Below are 16,904 nucleotides of genomic sequence, written 5' to 3'. Positions count from 1 at the left end.
CGGTACAATCCGTCTAGTTTTGAACAAGAATTGAGCGTAAACCATGTCTTTAGATCGTATTCGTTTAGCATCTCTCCATGACAAAATCATGAGTGCAGAACAAGCTGCCACTTTTATCCAAGATGGTATGACAGTAGGTATGAGTGGTTTTACTCGTGCAGGTGAAGCGAAAGCTGTTCCTTTAGCGCTAGTTAAACAAGCCCAAACTAACCCGTTGAAAATCACATTAATCACGGGTGCAAGTCTGGGGAATGATCTAGATAAGCAACTAACAGAAGCTGGTGTGCTTGCACGTCGTTTGCCTTTCCAAGTTGATAACACTTTACGTAAAGCGATCAACAAAGGTGAAGTAATGTTCATCGATCAACACTTGTCTGAAACTGTTGAACAAATGCGTAATCTTCAATTGAAAAAACCTGATGTTGCAATCATTGAAGCTGTTGCAATCACTGAAGATGGTGGCATCATTCCAACAACGTCTGTAGGTAACTCTGCAAGCTTTGCAATTTTTGCTGAAAAAGTGATTGTTGAAATCAACACTAATTTAAGCCCTGCGTTTGAAGGCTTACACGATATTTATATCCCAACTTATCGCCCAACACGCCAACCAATTCCATTGACTCAAGTCGATGAGCGTATTGGTACACCTGCAATCAATATCGATCCAGCGAAAATCGTGGGTATCGTGATTAACAGCGAATACCATGATTCTCCATCAACTGTGACATTACCAGATGATGAAACTCAAGGTATTGCAAATCACTTGATCGCTTTCCTTGAAAAAGAAGTAGCTGAAGATCGTTTACCACCAAACTTAGGTCCATTACAAGCAGGGATTGGTTCTATTGCCAATGCGGTATTAACAGGTCTTAAAGATTCTAATTTTGAAGATTTAGTGATGTATTCTGAAGTACTGCAAGACTGTACTTTTGAATTGATCGATGCAGGTAAAATGAAATTTGCATCAGGTTCTTCAATTACCCTTTCTGCTAAATATGGCGAAAAAGTATTTAATAATCTTGAACAATACAAAGACAAACTTGTATTACGTCCACAAGAAATCTCAAACCATCCTGAATTGGTTCGTCGTTTAGGGATTATCGGCATCAACACTGCGCTTGAGTTCGATATTTACGGTAACGTAAACTCAACTCACGTTTGTGGTACCAAAATGATGAACGGGATCGGTGGTTCAGGTGACTTCGCACGTAATGCTCATCTTGCAATCTTCGTAACCAAATCAATTGCAAAAGGTGGCGACATTTCTTCTGTTGTTCCATTTGCATCTCACATTGACCATGCTGAGCACGATGTTGACATCCTTGTAACAGAACAAGGTCTTGCAGACTTACGTGGTCTTGCACCACGTGAACGTGCTCGTGCAATCATCGATAACTGTGCACATCCAATGTACCGCGATGCATTGAATGATTACTTTGATCGTGCTTGTGAAAAAGGCGGTCAAACACCTCACATTCTTCGTGAAGCGCTTTCTTGGCACTCAAACTTTGAAGAAACAGGTCATATGTTGACTGCACAAGCTCAAGAGAAAAAATCTGCTTAAGATGTTCTATTTTAAGTTGAAATGAGAAACGCCCTGATGGGCGTTTTTTATTGCACAAGTGGGAGACAATTTATATGCCCCTCTCTCTAACTCTCTCCCAAAGGGAGAGAGGACTTTTCAATAATGATCAATCTCAATTATGCAACTTCACCAACTCGTACTTTCTTCTCAATAAACGCCACACTCGCCTGATCCTGACGAATCATATCCACCGCTTTTTCAGCAATCATAATAGCAGGCGCATTGGTATTGCCATTGACCACCGTTGGCATAATCGAAGCATCAACCACACGTAGGTTTTGAACTCCATAAACCCGTAAACGTGCATCAACCACCGCCATATCATCCACACCCATCTTACAACTCCCGACAGGATGGTAAACCGTATCTGAACGCTCTCTGAGAATGTGGCGAATCTCTTCATCGGTTTGCACATCCGCAGTGAATAAATCTTTTTTAATAATGTCTTTAAAGGCATTTGACTGCATCAATTTTTGAGTCAGTTTAAAGCCTTTGACCATTTCTTCCAAGTCAGACTCATCATCATAAAAATTAGGATCAATCAACAATGGATCATCAATACTCACTCCACTGATTTTAATCGTGCCTCGACTTTTCGGATTGAGTAGGCAAACATGGCAAGAAATCCCATGTCCCATGTGCATAGTTCTTGCATGATTATCAACAAGTGCCACGACAAAATGTAACTGTAAATTCGGTAAAGTTTGTTCAGGCGAACTTTTTAAAAAACCACCACACTCAGCAAAGTTAGTGGTAATGAGTCCTTTACCTTCCTTACGATAACGGCTAATTTGTTTAAATAAATCTATAGAACCTTTCAATGAAAGACCAAATGTGCCTGGGATGGCATCGACTTTATAGCCAAAAATAAAGTCAGGATGATCGTGGAAGTTTTTACCCACACCTGGTAAATGATGTTTAACCTGAATACCATGCGCCATCAACTCATGCTGATCCCCCACCCCTGACAACATCAGAATTTGAGGCGATTGCATCGCACCTGCGCTGAGCAAGACTTCACGACGTGCATAGATTTGCTTCACTTGACCCGCTTGTTTATATTCCACACCAACAGCGACACCATTTTCAATCAAAATCCGTTGAGTCTGTGCATGAATTTCAACTGTTAAATTTTTACGTTCACGATGCGGAAATAAATACGCCCGTGCCGAACTACAACGTTCACCATTGATATGTGTGACCTGATAAACGCCTAAGCCCTCTTGTTCTGCGCCATTAAAATCATCCAAAATTTTATAGCCTTGCTCTTTTGCCGCAGCCAAATAGCGCGCTTGTAAAGGATTTTCACTTTGTAAATCGGTGACAGATAATGGCCCCTCATTGCCATGATAGGCATTGTGAATACGCTGATTATTCTCAGATTTTATAAAATAGGGCAAAACTTCCTGATACGACCATCCATCATTACCCAAGGCTGCCCAATGATCATAATCCTGTGCATTGCCACGGATATACACCATGGCATTAATCGCAGATGATCCTCCTAAGCACTTACCACGAGGCTGATAGCCCTTGCGTCCATTCAGTCCTTTTTGAGATACCGTTTCAAATGCCCAATTATTGATTTTAGTCGGTATGCTGATCACCGCTGCACAGGGCACCTCAACTTTCCAACCATCACCGCCACCGCCAACTTCAAGTAAACAGACCGAGACATTTGGGTCTTCCGATAAACGCCCAGCCAATACACAGCCTGAACTGCCCCCACCAATGATGATGTAATCAAATTCCATTTTATTCACGTGATATCCTTGTTGTTTTAAATTTACGCTTTTTTTCATTATGCATATATTTACTGTTTAAAGAATCATTTCAGCTCAATAATGCAACAATTATGATGATGTGCAACAATAATTTTTCGTTTCAATTGTATAAAAATCGCACTTATCATTGCCTGATTTTTCGATTAATCTGTAGCAAATAACATTTAAAAACAAGAGATCAGCACACCTTATGTTTATGATTCGTCAGTTTCAGGAAAATGATCTGGAAAATGTCATCGCCCTTTGGGAGCTCTGCGATTTAACCCGTCCGTGGAATAATCCTGAAATTGATATTTTCCGCAAAACAGCGCAGCAAGATGGCTTATTTTTATTGGCTGTCAAAGATGAGCAACTGATTGCAACCGTTATGGGCGGCTATGATGGGCATCGTGGTTGGGTGAATTATTTGGCAGTTCATCCACATGCACAGCGCAATGGTGTTGCAACTGCACTGATTCAACAATTGGAAAAACGTTTAATCGCACTCGGCTGCCCAAAGCTTCAGCTTTTGATTCGTAAAGAAAATATTGATGTACAAAGCTTCTATGAACAATTGGGCTATGAGGAAATTGAGGTGGTCTGTTTAGGCAAACGTTTGATTCAGGATTAAAAATTGTAAATATCAAACTCAAGGCTACAACAAGAATATCAAATATTAATGTTGTCCTACTTTTTCAAAAAGCGCTTTTTCTTGACAGCTTTAAGCTTGCCAATGCGTAAAAAAATTGGAAACTCAACCTCAAATACACCTTCATATTGCTGAAGATGTTCTGCCAACTCTAAAAGAGGCTCATCTTGATTTTTTTGATGATAATGTTTAACAGCAGACCAAGTTGATAAATATTTTAAAAGCTGTGCAGATGACCACTGATATTGCATTTTAAATGTAGGTACAACGATTTCCTCAAAGGGAAATGGAATGGTCTGATATAACTCATCAATATAACGACGCTCCGCATCCCAATAAGAATGCAGCTTTTCTGTATAAAGCTTATGAATGAGTGCATTTACAGCCTCATGCTCAACATGAATTAAACCATACCCAATCACGGCAAATATGCCTTCTGGCTTTAAAGTACGCTGCACTTCTTGATAAAAATTTTTAAAATTAAACCAATGAATTGCTTGTGCCACACAAATCAGATCAAAACTTTGTTTAATAAAGTTTGTTTTTTCGGCAGACTGTACTTGGTAGCTGACATTTTCAAAATAAGGTGCATTTTGTAACTGCGTTGAACTAATATCCGTTGCCACAATATGATCAAAATAAGGGGCAAGTAATTGTGTAAACTGTCCCGAACCTGCACCACAATCCCATGCAAAGCTTTTTTCAGGGACGTGCTTAAGTACCTCTAATACAACTTCTTGAGGATAACTGGGTCGAGCCTGTTGATAGAGCTGACTATTATTGGAAAATAAATCTTTCATTTTTATATTTTGCGACGTAGTTCTCATTTATTCACTAATATACACATCATAAAATTGAATATTGAGCATATTGTCTAACAATTCATTCCCTAAAATAGATGAATATGTAATCATAAAATTGAATATACCTGATTTAAAACCCGTCAGATGACTTCGTAGTACAATTTTATTTTACACATAGAATAAAAAAAGCCTCAAATAAATATTTGAGGCTTTTTAAAATATGGTGGCGAGACCCAGGATCGAACTGGGGACACACGGATTTTCAATCCGTTGCTCTACCTACTGAGCTATCACGCCGATGCCGTGTATTAAGCCGTATCTGTATGAATTAGTCAATAAAAATCATCAATTTTTTATTCGTTCGAGTATTTTTTGGGCAAAAAAAATCTCTGATGGGATCAGAGATTGAAAACACAAATACGTTTTGAATATGGTGGCGAGACCCAGGATCGAACTGGGGACACACGGATTTTCAATCCGTTGCTCTACCTACTGAGCTATCACGCCGATGGGGCGTATTAAACAATTTAAAGCATTTCACGTCAAGTCTATAAATGCATAAATTTATTCAATAGTCTATTTTTACAGCAATATTGAGTGTTTTTGAACTAAATTGATTAAAAAAGACCTTTATTCATAAGGCTCATTTAAAAAACTATAGTTTATTTAAGTGAGCAAGACAGCGATGAATAGCACCACAACCTGGTTCAAATTTTTTCGTTCCTTTTTCCTCTTCCATGCGACATACTTCAGCAACTAAACGCTCAGCAACACCTCGTCCACGATTTGCAGGATGAACCACGATATTTTCTAGAGTTTTACTTTCACCCTGTCCTGTACACCAAATTGCACCAATAATTTTGGTATTAAATTCTGCTGTGTAAAGTAGGGTATAATGAGCTAAGTTTTGCTCAAGTTGCTCAATAGCATCTTTACCATCTCCAAATTCGGGACTGGTATCATAAAGGCGCTCAAGTTGATCACGAACTTCTGCATTTTCTAGTGAAGTTTTAGCATGTACGGTAATAGGCATTGATTAACCCTCCTGAGCAATCTAATATGCTGTCACTTTCGTCACAGCGAAACATCTTTACATCAAACTTTTAATTTTTGACGTTTTTTGAGGAACGTGTCTATGGCACAACGTATCAGTGAAGTGGTAAGAAACACCAACGAAACCAAAATTCGAGTTCGAGTGAATCTTGATGGTACAGGTCAAGGCACGCTGAATACAGGCATTCCATTTTTAGACCATATGATTGATCAAATCAAGCGTCATGGTTTATTTGACATTGATATTCATTGTGATGGCGATTTAGAAATCGATGATCACCACACCGTTGAAGATTGTGGGATCACGCTTGGACAAGCTTTTGCTCAGGCATTAGGCGACAAAAAAGGTTTAAAACGTTACGGTCATTTCTATGCACCGCTGGATGAGTCATTAAGCCGTGTTGTAGTTGATCTGTCAGGTCGCCCAGGTTTATTTATGGATATTCCATTTACCCGTGCCATGATTGGTCGTTTTGACGTCGATTTATTCTCAGAATTTTTCCAAGGTTTTGTAAATCACGCATTGATGACGGTACACATTGACAATTTAAAAGGCAAAAATAGCCACCACCAAATTGAAAGTGTATTTAAAGCATTTGCGCGTGCTTTGCGTATGGCTTGTGAAGTTGATCCACGTGCAGAAAATACTGTTGCTTCAACCAAAGGAACTTTGTAATGACCCGTATTGCCCTTCTTGACTATGGCATGGGAAATCTTCACTCCGCAGCAAAAGCACTTGAACATGTCGGTGCAACTGTAGATGTGACCAATGATCCAAAACTGATTGCTCAAGCAGACAAAATCGTATTCCCGGGTGTTGGTGCAATGCGTGACTGTATTCAAGGCATGCGTGAAGCAGGGATCGACGAAGTCATACATCAAGCTGCATTTAACAAACCTGTTTTAGCGATTTGCGTCGGTATGCAAGCACTGCTTGAGTCTTCTGAAGAAAATGGTGGCACTGCTGCTTTAGGTATTTTTGAAGGTGCTGTAAAGCATTTTCCTGAAATCGAAAATCTTAAAGTTCCACATATGGGATGGAATCAGGTGCATCAAGCCGATCCATCTCATCCGATGTGGAAAGATATTGAGCAGGATGCACGTTTCTATTTCGTACATAGCTATTATGTTGAACCCAAAGATCAAAGCTTAGTGGCTGCAACTTGTGATTATGGCTTACAGTTCTGTACTGCAATCCATAAAGAAAATTTGTTTGCAACCCAGTTCCATCCTGAAAAAAGTCATACCGCAGGTTTGCAATTGCTGAAGAACTTTGTGGAATGGAAGATTTAAATTTGAGTTAATTTGAACTGAGCCAAGACAATTTGGCTCAGTTTAAGCCAAAATTTCATCGAACAATTAAAATCTTAATTTGATTTATTTTCTTTTTTGTTTACCATTTAATCAGATTTAAAACAAAACATACGTTTAAATTTTAAAAATACATTTTCTATCAATCTCAATTGAGTAAATAAAATGAATAATAATATTCAATCTAGCGACTCAGGTCTGAGCGCTAACGGACGCTTTGGGCGTTTATCCTATCTTGCGTGGAATATGCTGCTTGGCTTCTTCGTCATGTTTTGCTGCGTACTTATCGCGATCATTATGCCAAGTATGATGGCAAATATGACTTCAGGAACAGGTCCGTCTATAGGACTGATTTTATTCTTTATTCTCATCTATGCTGTGATGCTATATTTCATTGTTATATTTACAATTCGCCGCTTACACGACTTAAATAAATCGGGCTGGTTATCTCTGATTTTCCTCATTCCTGTCATTAGCTTGTTTTTCTGGATCTATATTTCTTGTGCTAAAGGCGATGAAAGACGTAATAATTATGGTCAACCAAGAGAAACTCGAGGCTGGGAAAAAGTATTAGGCTGGATTTATATCATTATGATTCCACTGAGCCTTATTTTAACGGTTGCTGTAGCGATTCCTGCTTATCAAAGTTATGTCAAAAATACAGAAGCGCTACGTATGCAGTTGGAACAAATGCAACTAGAACCAAGCTCTGAATATTCAGAATAATACAGCATCAGCATCAATATTTTTCATTTGAATAAAAAATCAAGCCAAGACATTTGGCTTGATGAATATACTGATTCTGCCAATTTTCTTTTTATCATCATTCAATATATAAGGTTATACCGATTTTATTTATCTTTCATAAATGATTAGTTAAACCCTTCAGGGCTTAATGATTCGGCTCATTTTTCGTTACAAAACCACCCTCTAAAGGCTCAACACTGATTTTAATCTCAGCTTTTAAGTTTAAAGCAGCATAACGTTGCTTAATTTCATTCAACAATTGTTCCATAGTCGCCTGACTCAAATCTAACTCTGATTCAGCATAGGCTTTGTTGACTAATTCCTCGCGGTCTTGTTGCTTACTTTCATTCCAACGTTCAGTCATTCCAATCAAACGTGCCAACTCAATTAAACTTTGCGCACTAGACGGTGTAGAGCTTTGTAGCCACTTACTCATGGTTCCTTTTGAGGTCTCTAGAACATTAACAATATCACTCGCTTTAATATTTTTATCTTGGATCAACTGCTTTAAACGTTTTGCGCCTTCTATTAAAAGATCATCATCTTTTTCAGCCATAGCTGTTCTCCCAATTACTCAGCTCACAAAGCTACCACCTTTTGTCTAAGTTTGTTATAACAATACGATGATTTTTTAATATGCTGAGTAACAGTGAATCCTCTTACTTCCCCCCTTCCAAGCAAAGAAGACATTCAAAAATTACCTCGGTTTCAAAATTTAACCATCAAAAATATTGTCGTGATTGGTTCATTACAACAATGCCAAACAATTGAAAATGAAATTAAAAATGCTGACATTTTAGGTTTTGACAGTGAATCTAAACCAACTTTCAACAAAGGTGAAATTCAAACAGGACCGCATCTGATTCAACTCGCAACTACTGAAAAAGCTTATTTATTTCAGGTTTCAGCAGAAATTCTACTATTTTTAAAACCCATATTGGAAAATCCAGACCAAATCAAAGTGGGTTTTGGCTTAAAAAATGACGCGCATTTGTTCCGAAAAAAAGGCATTGAATTTAAAAATATTGTTGATTTATCCAAATGCTTTTCCAGTTTTGGCATCAAAAATCCTGTCGGGATTAAAAATGCAATGGCGCTTTTATTTCAGGTGAATTTTCCAAAAAGCAAAACCATCAGCACATCCAATTGGGCACGTAAAAGCCTCACCCAACCCCAAATCGAATATGCCGCAGCCGATGCTTATGCGCCTGTACTTATTTTCAAAGAATTACAACGTTTGGCAATAATCCATTGAATAGCCGTATTTAGCTGAATAAAAGCGCAAACTATCACTTAGAAAATGATCAAGTTTTTGCTAAGATGAGCCTCATTAAATTTTGATGAGATTAGGCAAGGAGCGAAAGCATGCTGATCATCCCTGCGATTGACCTGAAAGATGGCAAATGTGTCCGTTTAAAACAAGGTCGTATGGAAGACGATACCGTATTTTCTGATGATCCAGTGGCAACTGCACAACATTGGGTAAATGAAGGTGCTCGTCGTTTGCATCTAGTGGATTTAAACGGTGCTTTTGCAGGTACGCCAATCCATAAACCTGTGGTTGAAGCGATTGCCAAAGCTCAGCCTGATCTTCCGATTCAAATTGGCGGTGGGATCCGTTCTTTGGAAACCATTGAGCATTATCTTGATGCTGGCGTGTCTTTTGTCATTATTGGTACAAAAGCTGTGAAAGAGCCTGAATTTGTTGAAGAAGCATGTAAAAAGTTTGCAGGTCGCATCATTGTCGGCATTGATGCCATCAATGGTATGGTTGCAACCGATGGTTGGGCAAATGTGACTGATGTCAAAGCGACAGATTTGGCAAAACGTTTTGCTGATGCTGGTGTTTCAAGCATCGTTTATACCGACATTGCCCGTGATGGCATGATGCAAGGTGTTAACGTTGAGCAAACTGTACATCTTGCTGAGTTCTCAGGCTTACCTGTGATTGCGTCAGGTGGTGTAACTAATCTGGATGATGTCCGTAATTTACGTGGTAAAGCAGGTATTTTAGGTGCGATTACAGGTCGTGCGATTTATGAAGGGACTTTAAATCTTCGTGAAGCACAATTACTTTTAGATGATCAAGGTCTATAAGTTAAGCCATTTAAAATGATATAAAAAAGAGAACTTTAGGTTCTCTTTTTATTATGCAATCTACTGCCCAATCAGAATATTATGCCAAAGTATTTTCAAAATGCTGCATCTGAATTTTTTCTGCTAGAAATGGTTTCATGGCTAAAAACCACTGTTTAAATTCTTCAGTTTTCATAAATACGTCAGTATGTGCTTCTAGACTCATCCAGTAAATTTGTAAAATATACTGTTGCTTATTTTCAATACCACGAATCAATTTAAACTTTTCACACGCTTCTGCATGTCGGAAAATATCTGAAAGCTCATAAAACTTCTTTTCAAATGCATTTTGTTGCCCTTCAATAATATGAAAGATAGCTTGTTCAATCACCATGCTTATTCTCCTTATTTAGCGACGATTATCCAAACATAAAAACATGACGATAGATAGACTATAAATTATGATCTTAACCTTAAAATATTGTCTATTTCCAATATTACGCTATCACAGATCTATTGCAGAATAAAAAAAATAAGCAGACCATAGCGCCAATATTTTGTCATTTTTTTATTTTATGAACTCCTCCTTCATTCAACAAAAGATGCCCCAAATCGCCTTGGTGATCATGACCATGATTTGGGGAGGAACTTTTGTTGTTGTACAGCATGCTTTAAATTATAGCTCTCCAATGTTTTTTGTCGGTTGTCGCTTTGCGATTGCAGCATTTGTGGTGGGTTTATTGTCTTGGAAATATCTGAAAGGCATTCAACGCCATGAGATTTTTGCAGGTGCTTTGATTGGCATCGCCATTTCAGCAGGTTATGGTACACAAACCATTGGCATGCAAACCATCAGCAGTAGTGAGTCGGCTTTTTTAACTGCTTTATATGTCCCTTTGGTTCCCATTTTATTATGGCTTATTTTCCGTAAAGTTCCGCATATTATGACCTTAGTTGGCGTCATTTTTGCTTTTTTGGGACTGGTCTTACTCACTGGAAATAATCTCGACCAAATTCATTTAAACGCAGGGCAAATCATTACCATTTCAGGCTCTATCGCCATTGCGATTGAAATTATTTTAATTGGTTATTTTGCTGGAAAAGTAAATATACAGCGCGTCACAGTCATTCAACTGATTTTTGCTTCATTGGTTTCATTTATGGCAATGCCCTTAGCAGGTGAACATCATATTCCACAATTTTCATGGGGCTTGGTTTCACTTGCTGTCATCTTGGGTTTAACCAGTGCGTTATTACAGTCTTTAATGAATTGGGCACAGCGTTCTGTTCCACCCTCACAAGCTGCAATTATTTATGCGGGTGAGCCAGTCTGGGCTGCGCTATTTGGGCGTATTGCAGGTGAACGCTTACCTGCTATCGCCTTACTCGGCGGTCTACTTGTTGTCATCGGGGTCATTGTGAGTGAATGGAGACCCAAGTTTTTACAACGTCGTTCAGAAGTCAGCAAAACTGATTCTGTAAAAGATTAAAATTTTATTCAGGACATTCTTTCTTGGTCAACATCATACAGGGTGCATAATATTCTACCGTTGGCATCGGGTCGTAAAATGGATGTAACAAGGCTTTCCACTGTTGATATTCAGCAGATTTGCGAAAGCCTTCAGTATGATCTTCAAGTTTGTCCCAGAACACTAGCAAAATATAACGATGCTCATCTTCAATATTTTTGATCAGTTGCAGTGCATTTAAACCTGACATTGGATAAATAAATGTCTTGGCTTGTTTAAATGCAACTTCAAATGCCTGACTTTGATCAGGGCGAATGGTCAAGTGAACATGTTCTATAATCATCTTGTTTCCATGTTTTTATAGAGGCAAAGCTTGATTATCATTTAAAGCAATGATGCCTCGAATTGCTCGATAAACAATCCACACCCATGAAAAAAATAAAACAGCTCCACAGAAGATTGTTGCACTGAGCGCAACGCCTGCAAAGGCATTGACATTGTCCCCTGTAAAAAATAGAAAAAGAAATGGAACAAAAGCCAAAACCGTCCAGATCAGATACCACCAAAAAGTACGAATTTGCCACTTAAAATGGCTTTCAAAAATCGTACCACGGACAGAATCTAATTTTACATAATTGATAATTAAAGCAATGACTGCCAAAAGTCCTGCGGAAAAAATCGCAACAATATAAAGAATATATAAAATCAAAGTGAGAGATTTACTGTTGTTCGGGTCTACATAATTATTCATGTGCTCTCCTTTACAAGTCTAGTTTTTCACCTCAAATTTTAAAAACGTTTAAAGGTGAAATCAGCCATAAAATCAATAAAATATTTAAAAATATAGTACAGAAATAAATCTTTCTAAAAGGTTGTTTTTGTGTTTTATGTCGTAACCGTTGTTGTGCCAACCAAGCCGCTGCCCAACCACCTAAAAATGCTAAAATATGTAAGGTATTTTCAGGGATACGGCGTTGATTGTGCTGGGCGGCCTCTTTATCCTGCGCATAAAACCAATAGGTTATAACATTGATAATACTGATCAATAACAGCACCATACCACTCAGTAAACCACTGATGGATAAGCCCGCCAAAGCAATAATATAAACCACACATAAAATTTGTATGGGTTGTAGTTTTTGTGGCTTATTCTGTAAAGATTGCTTGGTCGTGCTATTTTTACGTGTTTGTGATGCCTTTAAATAACTGACTTGTTTCGCTTTAAAACGTCCATCACCATCAACCTGTACGACATATTCTAAAGCACACCCCAAAATCGGACGTGGACCTTTTTGTGCAAAATCCTTGATATGTAAAAATACACGACCTTTAGAGTCATCATTGGGTTGGATAAAGCCATAGCCTTTATCATCAAACCATTCCACTAAACGTCCTTGATCACGCATTTTGACCTTCCTGATTTTGGGTAAGTGCTATTTGATTGTTTATGCTGTTACAAACTTTAATCTTTCTACCAGCATATTACGCATTTCTAAAGGATTTTTCTGCAAAATATCTTCGCCAGTTCGCCCTTCTGCTTGATTCATTTGCGCGACTTGTAAACGCATCATCCAAAAACGCCCTGCAGCCATTGCCAAGTACAACTCCAAACATGATTTTTCATCTGAAGTTAAAGGACGAATGGAGGAATAAGCATTTAAAAATGCCATGGCTTTTGCTTCATTCAAACCGACATCTGGGTATTCGGTACAGAAATCATTTAAGGTGATGGCAATATCAAATAATAATTCATCATGATTTAATTCATAAAAATCTAAAATACCTTTGAGTTGTTCGCCCTCAAATAAGGTATTGTCACGAAATAAATCTGAATGAATCAAACCTTTAGGGCGGTCAGGATACATCGCAGTCAATGCCTCATATAAACCTAAAAGATTATTGAGCAATGCAGTATCTGCAACATTCAAAGTCGGTTTAATCTGACGGGCAACGTTATACCAATAGGCATGATCACGTGCATTTTGACGCTGTAAAGGAAAGTCTTGCAATGCCACATGCATTTTTGCCTGAGCAATCGCAATCTGCTCGACTTGCGCAAGCGTCGATGGCATGGGATGTTTCCCTGACATACGTGGTGCAATTTGTGCAGGTTTATCTTTTAAAATTTGAATATATTGCCCATTACATTTTAAAGGGACAGGTACAGCTAAGCCTTGCTCACCCAGACGTTCCAAAACAGGAATGATTTCCCCTGCTGCTTGTGCATCCATATTTTCAAACAACGTTAAAACATATTGTGCCGCATCTGCACAGACCAAAAAATAGTTGGTATTTTGAATCCCGCCTTGAATCGGATTCAGCTCGACCACCTCCAATCCATAAGGTGCTGCAAAAGCCTGAACTTCCTTTAAACTCAAAGTGGTATAAACCGACATAGAAAACCTGCGAAAAAACTTACATAAGTTTGATAGAATACCTGCTCTGACTTGCGAGGTGTAGCACCAACATCGCTCAGTTTCATAATCGGCTGTTATTTTTGGAAAAAATTATGCTTGCTAAACGTATTATTCCTTGCCTAGACGTAGATAATGGGCGTGTAGTGAAAGGTGTACAATTTCTTGATATTCGTGATGCAGGTGACCCTGTTGAAGTTGCTCGTCGCTATAACGAACAAGGTGCCGATGAAATTACCTTCCTTGACATCACTGCAACTTCAAATGGACGTGATACGACGTATCGAACAGTAGAGCGCATGGCTGAATCTGTGTTCGTTCCACTCACTGTAGGCGGTGGTGTACGTAAAGTTGAAGATATTCGTTTACTACTCAATGCAGGTGCAGACAAAGTCAGTATCAACTCCGCTGCCATTTATAATCCAGAATTTGTGCAAGAAGCTTCTCAGCGTTTTGGCGCACAATGTATTGTGGTTGCAATCGACGCCAAAAAAACAGGCAACAATAAATGGGAAATCTTTACCCATGGCGGTCGAAAAGAAACAGGTATTGATGCCATTGAATGGGCTGTGAAAATGGCAGACTTCGGTGCAGGTGAATTATTGGTGACTTCAATGGATGCAGACGGCACCAAAGCAGGTTATGACATCGAACTCATGCGCAACATCAATGACCGTGTCACCATTCCAACCATTGCCTCAGGTGGTGTGGGCAATTTACAGCATTTAGCAGATGGTATTTTAAAAGGTGGTGCAGATGCTGTTTTAGCAGCGTCTATTTTCCACTTTGGTCAATACACCATTCCTGAAGCAAAACAATATCTTGCAGAACAAGGCATTGAAATGCGTCTTTGATCTCAATAATTTATAAAATCAAATTTAAGAGTATTCAAATGAATGCTCTTTTTTTTAATTCTAAAAAATAAGATCACATCATAAATGTACTGCGGTATTAAATAGATAAAAAAAAGGAGTCTAGACGACTCCTTATAAACCGAAAAAAAGGAAACTACAACGCTTAGATTCTTTTATCTCATTCGGTAAGTTAAATTTACGATGATTTACGCTGACAATATTGACAAAAAAAACTTATTTTTATGACAATGTGCGACAAATCTCATCAAAAAATGTTGATTTCAAAAATAACCTGTTCATTTTATTGAGTTTTATTTAACTTCACTCAATTCAAGCAATTGCTTTTGTTGTACCCATTGCACAGGAAAAAAATGTTCAACTTGAGCACTCAACCATTTTGCTGTACTTTTTGGTAAGGTAACCCCTAAAGGGTTTTGTTCTTTTAAGTCACTTGAAGACACCACGCGAGTTCCTAAAAGATAATCAAACCAAGGCTTGGTGACACACCAGTTTGCATCCTGATTCGAATTCATATGATGGTCATAGTGCCAAGGAATTTTTTTCTTTGCCCACATGGGCTCTAAATGAGCACGTCGATGAATATAATAATAATTAACAGCACTATAGATAGATGCTGCTGCCATTCCCTTAGAGAAAGGATAAAAAATACAACTCGCTGCACTTGCGACAACAGCCAAAGAAATAATCTCGTTACGTGTACGCCAATGTGAAACGCCTTCAACGTAACTATGATCATGAAATTCGACTTTGCGCACCTCTCTATGATGCTCCCAATGTGACTTCATACTACGAGGAACAGGGCTAAAACGAGGTTTTCCTGTGCGGTGTGTGCCATGCAAAATATATTTATGTGCAACCCATTCAAAACCATTGGCAAAAATTAAACCTGCTACAAAACCTTTTATCATCTGCATGCTCCTACACCCTTTTTATCACTATAAAGCAGCATGAATAAAAGATATTGACCTAAAAAATAACATAATTGACATATTGCGACATTTTTTTACTTTTTTTGTTTGTCGTAATTTATGGTAACTTGTCCGCTCAATCCACTGCGTGTTTAAATGCGCTGATAAATTCACCATTATTATTTGAAAATAAAAAATATGTTACAAACTAAAGACTATTCTGGGACCGTGTATGGAGGTTTAGGACAACTTCTTTATGTATATGCCCAAGCAAAAAATCTAGACATTTCCGAAAAATTAAAAAGCGTTCAAAATCGTGAACGCTTTGAATTTCAAATCTGGCGTGAGCTTTTAGATGAAATCAATCAGCAAGTACACAGTCCTGCACTTGGCTTAGAAATTGCGGAATATGTTCAACCTAAACATTTAGGGATCATTGCCTATATTACCCAATCATGTGACACCTTAGGTGAAGCACTCACACGTTATTACGATTTTCATCGCTTAATCTATGATGGTGGACCACTCAAAGTTGAAGTTCAAAATGAATCTGTTTCAATTCGTTGGGAAGTTTTACCTGTCCAACTGACCACACAAATTACAGATGAAATTGCACTGGCTTTATTGGTTCGTTTTTTACGTCTTTATATACAGCTTGAATATATTCAAATTGAACAAGTGAACTTTATTCAGCCAGCACCTAAAAATACACGTATATATCAAGAATTTTTTAACGCACCCATTCAGTTTTCTCAGCCCAAAGTTGAACTACTTTTACCCTTAAAACTATTTTCAGCGCCTTGCAAAAGCCCTGATTCGACTTTACATCAAATCATGATGCAACAAGCCAAAGAGCTGCTCAATAAACTACCTGACGGCACACAACTTGATGAACGTCTGCAACAAAGTATTCTCAAAGGTTTACAAAAAAATAATTATCAAATAGAAACGATTGCCACACAATTAAAGATGTCGGTTCGACAACTACAACGACATTTACAACAACAAAACACCACTTATCAGGAGCGTGTTCAAGAGATCCGCCAATTACTCGCCACACAATATTTGCAAGATCCGCATTTAAGTTTACATGAAATTGCAATCTTATTGAGTTATTCAGAACAAAGTGCATTTCAACGTGCATTTAAACTTTGGTCAGGTCTTACGCCGCATCAATGGCGAAAAAATCAAGGAGAAAAAACGAAATAACACGGATGCAAAAACAAAAAGTGTGATATAAATCACAAATTA

General features: G+C 38.2%; 20 protein-coding genes and 2 tRNA genes. 10 read left to right on the top strand and 12 right to left on the bottom strand.

Annotation, left to right across the window (positions count from 1 at the left end; all coding sequences use genetic code 11):
- Positions 1-43 precede the first annotated feature (43 nt).
- Positions 44-1,564 (top strand): acetyl-CoA hydrolase/transferase family protein, encoded by a 1,521-nt coding sequence (locus C9E89_RS05185; RefSeq protein WP_107007184.1) that lies wholly within the window; start codon positions 44-46, stop codon positions 1,562-1,564.
- Positions 1,565-1,701: 137 nt separating this feature from the next.
- Here C9E89_RS05185 and C9E89_RS05180 read toward each other — a convergent pair whose 3' ends face one another.
- Positions 1,702-3,339 carry a GMC family oxidoreductase gene (locus tag C9E89_RS05180; RefSeq protein ID WP_455423970.1) on the bottom strand — a complete coding sequence of 546 codons (1,638 nt, stop codon included), beginning with the start codon at positions 3,337-3,339 and terminating at the stop codon, positions 1,702-1,704.
- Positions 3,340-3,559: 220 nt separating this feature from the next.
- On the opposite strand from C9E89_RS05180, the gene C9E89_RS05175 reads away from it, so the two are divergent.
- Complete coding sequence (locus C9E89_RS05175) at positions 3,560-3,979, top strand: GNAT family acetyltransferase (protein WP_107007185.1); 420 nt, start codon at positions 3,560-3,562, stop codon at positions 3,977-3,979.
- A 56-nt stretch (positions 3,980-4,035) separates the two neighbouring features.
- On the opposite strand, the gene C9E89_RS05170 is transcribed toward C9E89_RS05175, so the two are convergent.
- The 4 genes from C9E89_RS05170 to C9E89_RS05155 all read right to left on the bottom strand — a co-directional run bounded on the left by C9E89_RS05170 (position 4,036) and on the right by C9E89_RS05155 (position 5,833).
- Positions 4,036-4,797 (bottom strand): class I SAM-dependent methyltransferase, encoded by a 762-nt coding sequence (locus C9E89_RS05170; RefSeq protein WP_107007186.1) that lies wholly within the window; start codon positions 4,795-4,797, stop codon positions 4,036-4,038.
- Positions 4,798-5,021: 224 nt separating this feature from the next.
- Positions 5,022-5,097, bottom strand: a tRNA-Phe gene (locus C9E89_RS05165).
- A 134-nt stretch (positions 5,098-5,231) separates the two neighbouring features.
- Positions 5,232-5,307 (bottom strand) — tRNA-Phe (locus tag C9E89_RS05160).
- Positions 5,308-5,455: 148 nt separating this feature from the next.
- Positions 5,456-5,833 carry a GNAT family N-acetyltransferase gene (locus C9E89_RS05155; protein ID WP_107007187.1) on the bottom strand — a complete coding sequence of 126 codons (378 nt, stop codon included), beginning with the start codon at positions 5,831-5,833 and terminating at the stop codon, positions 5,456-5,458.
- 102 nt (positions 5,834-5,935) lie between these two features.
- Here C9E89_RS05155 and hisB point away from each other — a divergent pair, with 102 nt between their 5' ends.
- The 3 genes from hisB (at position 5,936) to C9E89_RS05140 (ending at position 7,890) form a co-directional block, all read left to right on the top strand.
- Positions 5,936-6,529, top strand: a complete 594-nt coding sequence (gene hisB, locus C9E89_RS05150; protein ID WP_107007188.1) for an imidazoleglycerol-phosphate dehydratase HisB — start codon at positions 5,936-5,938, stop codon at positions 6,527-6,529.
- Complete coding sequence (gene hisH / locus C9E89_RS05145) at positions 6,529-7,146, top strand: imidazole glycerol phosphate synthase subunit HisH (RefSeq protein WP_107007189.1); 618 nt, start codon at positions 6,529-6,531, stop codon at positions 7,144-7,146. Before hisB ends, hisH begins: the two co-directional genes overlap by 1 nt.
- Positions 7,147-7,329: 183 nt before the next feature.
- Positions 7,330-7,890 (top strand): DUF805 domain-containing protein, encoded by a 561-nt coding sequence (locus tag C9E89_RS05140; RefSeq protein ID WP_107007190.1) that lies wholly within the window; start codon positions 7,330-7,332, stop codon positions 7,888-7,890.
- A gap of 166 nt (positions 7,891-8,056) precedes the next feature.
- Here C9E89_RS05140 and C9E89_RS05135 read toward each other — a convergent pair whose 3' ends face one another.
- Complete coding sequence (locus C9E89_RS05135) at positions 8,057-8,467, bottom strand: transcriptional regulator (RefSeq protein WP_107007191.1); 411 nt, start codon at positions 8,465-8,467, stop codon at positions 8,057-8,059.
- Positions 8,468-8,560: 93 nt separating this feature from the next.
- Between C9E89_RS05135 and C9E89_RS05130 the strand changes: the two genes are divergently transcribed.
- Positions 8,561-9,166 carry a 3'-5' exonuclease gene (locus C9E89_RS05130; protein ID WP_107007192.1) on the top strand — a complete coding sequence of 202 codons (606 nt, stop codon included), beginning with the start codon at positions 8,561-8,563 and terminating at the stop codon, positions 9,164-9,166.
- A gap of 110 nt (positions 9,167-9,276) precedes the next feature.
- The gene (gene hisA, locus C9E89_RS05125; RefSeq protein WP_107007193.1) at positions 9,277-10,008 is read left to right on the top strand and encodes a 1-(5-phosphoribosyl)-5-[(5-phosphoribosylamino)methylideneamino]imidazole-4-carboxamide isomerase; all 732 of its coding nucleotides are present in this window, start codon (positions 9,277-9,279) and stop codon (positions 10,006-10,008) included.
- A gap of 79 nt (positions 10,009-10,087) precedes the next feature.
- Here the strand turns inward: hisA and C9E89_RS05120 are convergent, their stop codons facing one another.
- Positions 10,088-10,381 (bottom strand): antibiotic biosynthesis monooxygenase family protein, encoded by a 294-nt coding sequence (locus C9E89_RS05120; RefSeq protein WP_107007194.1) that lies wholly within the window; start codon positions 10,379-10,381, stop codon positions 10,088-10,090.
- A 208-nt stretch (positions 10,382-10,589) separates the two neighbouring features.
- Here C9E89_RS05120 and C9E89_RS05115 point away from each other — a divergent pair, with 208 nt between their 5' ends.
- Positions 10,590-11,477, top strand: coding sequence for a DMT family transporter (locus C9E89_RS05115; RefSeq protein ID WP_378227133.1), 888 nt, complete (start codon positions 10,590-10,592; stop codon positions 11,475-11,477).
- A gap of 4 nt (positions 11,478-11,481) precedes the next feature.
- Here C9E89_RS05115 and C9E89_RS05110 read toward each other — a convergent pair whose 3' ends face one another.
- Genes C9E89_RS05110 through C9E89_RS05095 form a run of 4 tightly spaced genes read right to left on the bottom strand, consistent with a single transcriptional unit; the run spans position 11,482 to position 13,852 of the window.
- A complete protein-coding gene (locus tag C9E89_RS05110; protein ID WP_107007196.1) occupies positions 11,482-11,799 on the bottom strand; it encodes an antibiotic biosynthesis monooxygenase family protein in 318 nt (105 codons plus the stop codon).
- Positions 11,800-11,814: 15 nt separating this feature from the next.
- Positions 11,815-12,207: a DUF4870 family protein gene (locus C9E89_RS05105; protein WP_107007197.1), complete on the bottom strand. Its 393-nt coding sequence runs from the start codon at positions 12,205-12,207 to the stop codon at positions 11,815-11,817.
- A gap of 31 nt (positions 12,208-12,238) precedes the next feature.
- Positions 12,239-12,862, bottom strand: coding sequence for a DUF1294 domain-containing protein (locus C9E89_RS05100; protein WP_107007198.1), 624 nt, complete (start codon positions 12,860-12,862; stop codon positions 12,239-12,241).
- Positions 12,863-12,901: 39 nt separating this feature from the next.
- Positions 12,902-13,852: a homoserine kinase gene (locus C9E89_RS05095; RefSeq protein ID WP_107007199.1), complete on the bottom strand. Its 951-nt coding sequence runs from the start codon at positions 13,850-13,852 to the stop codon at positions 12,902-12,904.
- A gap of 113 nt (positions 13,853-13,965) precedes the next feature.
- On the opposite strand from C9E89_RS05095, the gene hisF reads away from it, so the two are divergent.
- Positions 13,966-14,724 carry an imidazole glycerol phosphate synthase subunit HisF gene (gene hisF, locus C9E89_RS05090; RefSeq protein ID WP_107007200.1) on the top strand — a complete coding sequence of 253 codons (759 nt, stop codon included), beginning with the start codon at positions 13,966-13,968 and terminating at the stop codon, positions 14,722-14,724.
- Between the two features lie 311 nt (positions 14,725-15,035).
- Here hisF and C9E89_RS05085 read toward each other — a convergent pair whose 3' ends face one another.
- Positions 15,036-15,653, bottom strand: coding sequence for a hypothetical protein (locus C9E89_RS05085; RefSeq protein ID WP_107007201.1), 618 nt, complete (start codon positions 15,651-15,653; stop codon positions 15,036-15,038).
- Between the two features lie 198 nt (positions 15,654-15,851).
- Between C9E89_RS05085 and C9E89_RS05080 the strand changes: the two genes are divergently transcribed.
- Positions 15,852-16,862 (top strand): AraC family transcriptional regulator, encoded by a 1,011-nt coding sequence (locus tag C9E89_RS05080; RefSeq protein WP_107007202.1) that lies wholly within the window; start codon positions 15,852-15,854, stop codon positions 16,860-16,862.
- Positions 16,863-16,904 lie beyond the last annotated feature (42 nt).

Origin of the sequence: Acinetobacter sichuanensis (assembly GCF_003024515.2) — a bacterium.
GTDB lineage: Bacteria > Pseudomonadota > Gammaproteobacteria > Pseudomonadales > Moraxellaceae > Acinetobacter > Acinetobacter sichuanensis.
Note: the sequence above shows the minus strand (reverse complement) of the source record. Positions and strands in the feature narration are given on the sequence as shown.

What these genes read in the sequence shown, in the direction of transcription:
- C9E89_RS05175 (WP_107007185.1), top strand. Translation starts at nt 3,560, where the DNA reads ATGTTTATGATTCGTCAGTTTCAGGAAAATGATCTGGAAAATGTCATC.
- C9E89_RS05140 (WP_107007190.1), top strand. Translation starts at nt 7,330, where the DNA reads ATGAATAATAATATTCAATCTAGCGACTCAGGTCTGAGCGCTAACGGA.
- hisA (WP_107007193.1), top strand. Translation starts at nt 9,277, where the DNA reads ATGCTGATCATCCCTGCGATTGACCTGAAAGATGGCAAATGTGTCCGT.
- C9E89_RS05110 (WP_107007196.1), bottom strand. Translation starts at nt 11,799, where the DNA reads ATGATTATAGAACATGTTCACTTGACCATTCGCCCTGATCAAAGTCAG.
- C9E89_RS05095 (WP_107007199.1), bottom strand. Translation starts at nt 13,852, where the DNA reads ATGTCGGTTTATACCACTTTGAGTTTAAAGGAAGTTCAGGCTTTTGCA.
- C9E89_RS05105 (WP_107007197.1), bottom strand. Translation starts at nt 12,207, where the DNA reads ATGAATAATTATGTAGACCCGAACAACAGTAAATCTCTCACTTTGATT.
- C9E89_RS05120 (WP_107007194.1), bottom strand. Translation starts at nt 10,381, where the DNA reads ATGGTGATTGAACAAGCTATCTTTCATATTATTGAAGGGCAACAAAAT.
- hisB (WP_107007188.1), top strand. Translation starts at nt 5,936, where the DNA reads ATGGCACAACGTATCAGTGAAGTGGTAAGAAACACCAACGAAACCAAA.
- C9E89_RS05170 (WP_107007186.1), bottom strand. Translation starts at nt 4,797, where the DNA reads ATGAAAGATTTATTTTCCAATAATAGTCAGCTCTATCAACAGGCTCGA.
- C9E89_RS05155 (WP_107007187.1), bottom strand. Translation starts at nt 5,833, where the DNA reads ATGCCTATTACCGTACATGCTAAAACTTCACTAGAAAATGCAGAAGTT.
- C9E89_RS05080 (WP_107007202.1), top strand. Translation starts at nt 15,852, where the DNA reads ATGTTACAAACTAAAGACTATTCTGGGACCGTGTATGGAGGTTTAGGA.
- C9E89_RS05185 (WP_107007184.1), top strand. Translation starts at nt 44, where the DNA reads ATGTCTTTAGATCGTATTCGTTTAGCATCTCTCCATGACAAAATCATG.
- hisF (WP_107007200.1), top strand. Translation starts at nt 13,966, where the DNA reads ATGCTTGCTAAACGTATTATTCCTTGCCTAGACGTAGATAATGGGCGT.
- C9E89_RS05100 (WP_107007198.1), bottom strand. Translation starts at nt 12,862, where the DNA reads ATGCGTGATCAAGGACGTTTAGTGGAATGGTTTGATGATAAAGGCTAT.
- C9E89_RS05135 (WP_107007191.1), bottom strand. Translation starts at nt 8,467, where the DNA reads ATGGCTGAAAAAGATGATGATCTTTTAATAGAAGGCGCAAAACGTTTA.
- C9E89_RS05115 (WP_378227133.1), top strand. Translation starts at nt 10,590, where the DNA reads ATGCCCCAAATCGCCTTGGTGATCATGACCATGATTTGGGGAGGAACT.
- C9E89_RS05180 (WP_455423970.1), bottom strand. Translation starts at nt 3,339, where the DNA reads ATGGAATTTGATTACATCATCATTGGTGGGGGCAGTTCAGGCTGTGTA.
- C9E89_RS05085 (WP_107007201.1), bottom strand. Translation starts at nt 15,653, where the DNA reads ATGATAAAAGGTTTTGTAGCAGGTTTAATTTTTGCCAATGGTTTTGAA.
- hisH (WP_107007189.1), top strand. Translation starts at nt 6,529, where the DNA reads ATGACCCGTATTGCCCTTCTTGACTATGGCATGGGAAATCTTCACTCC.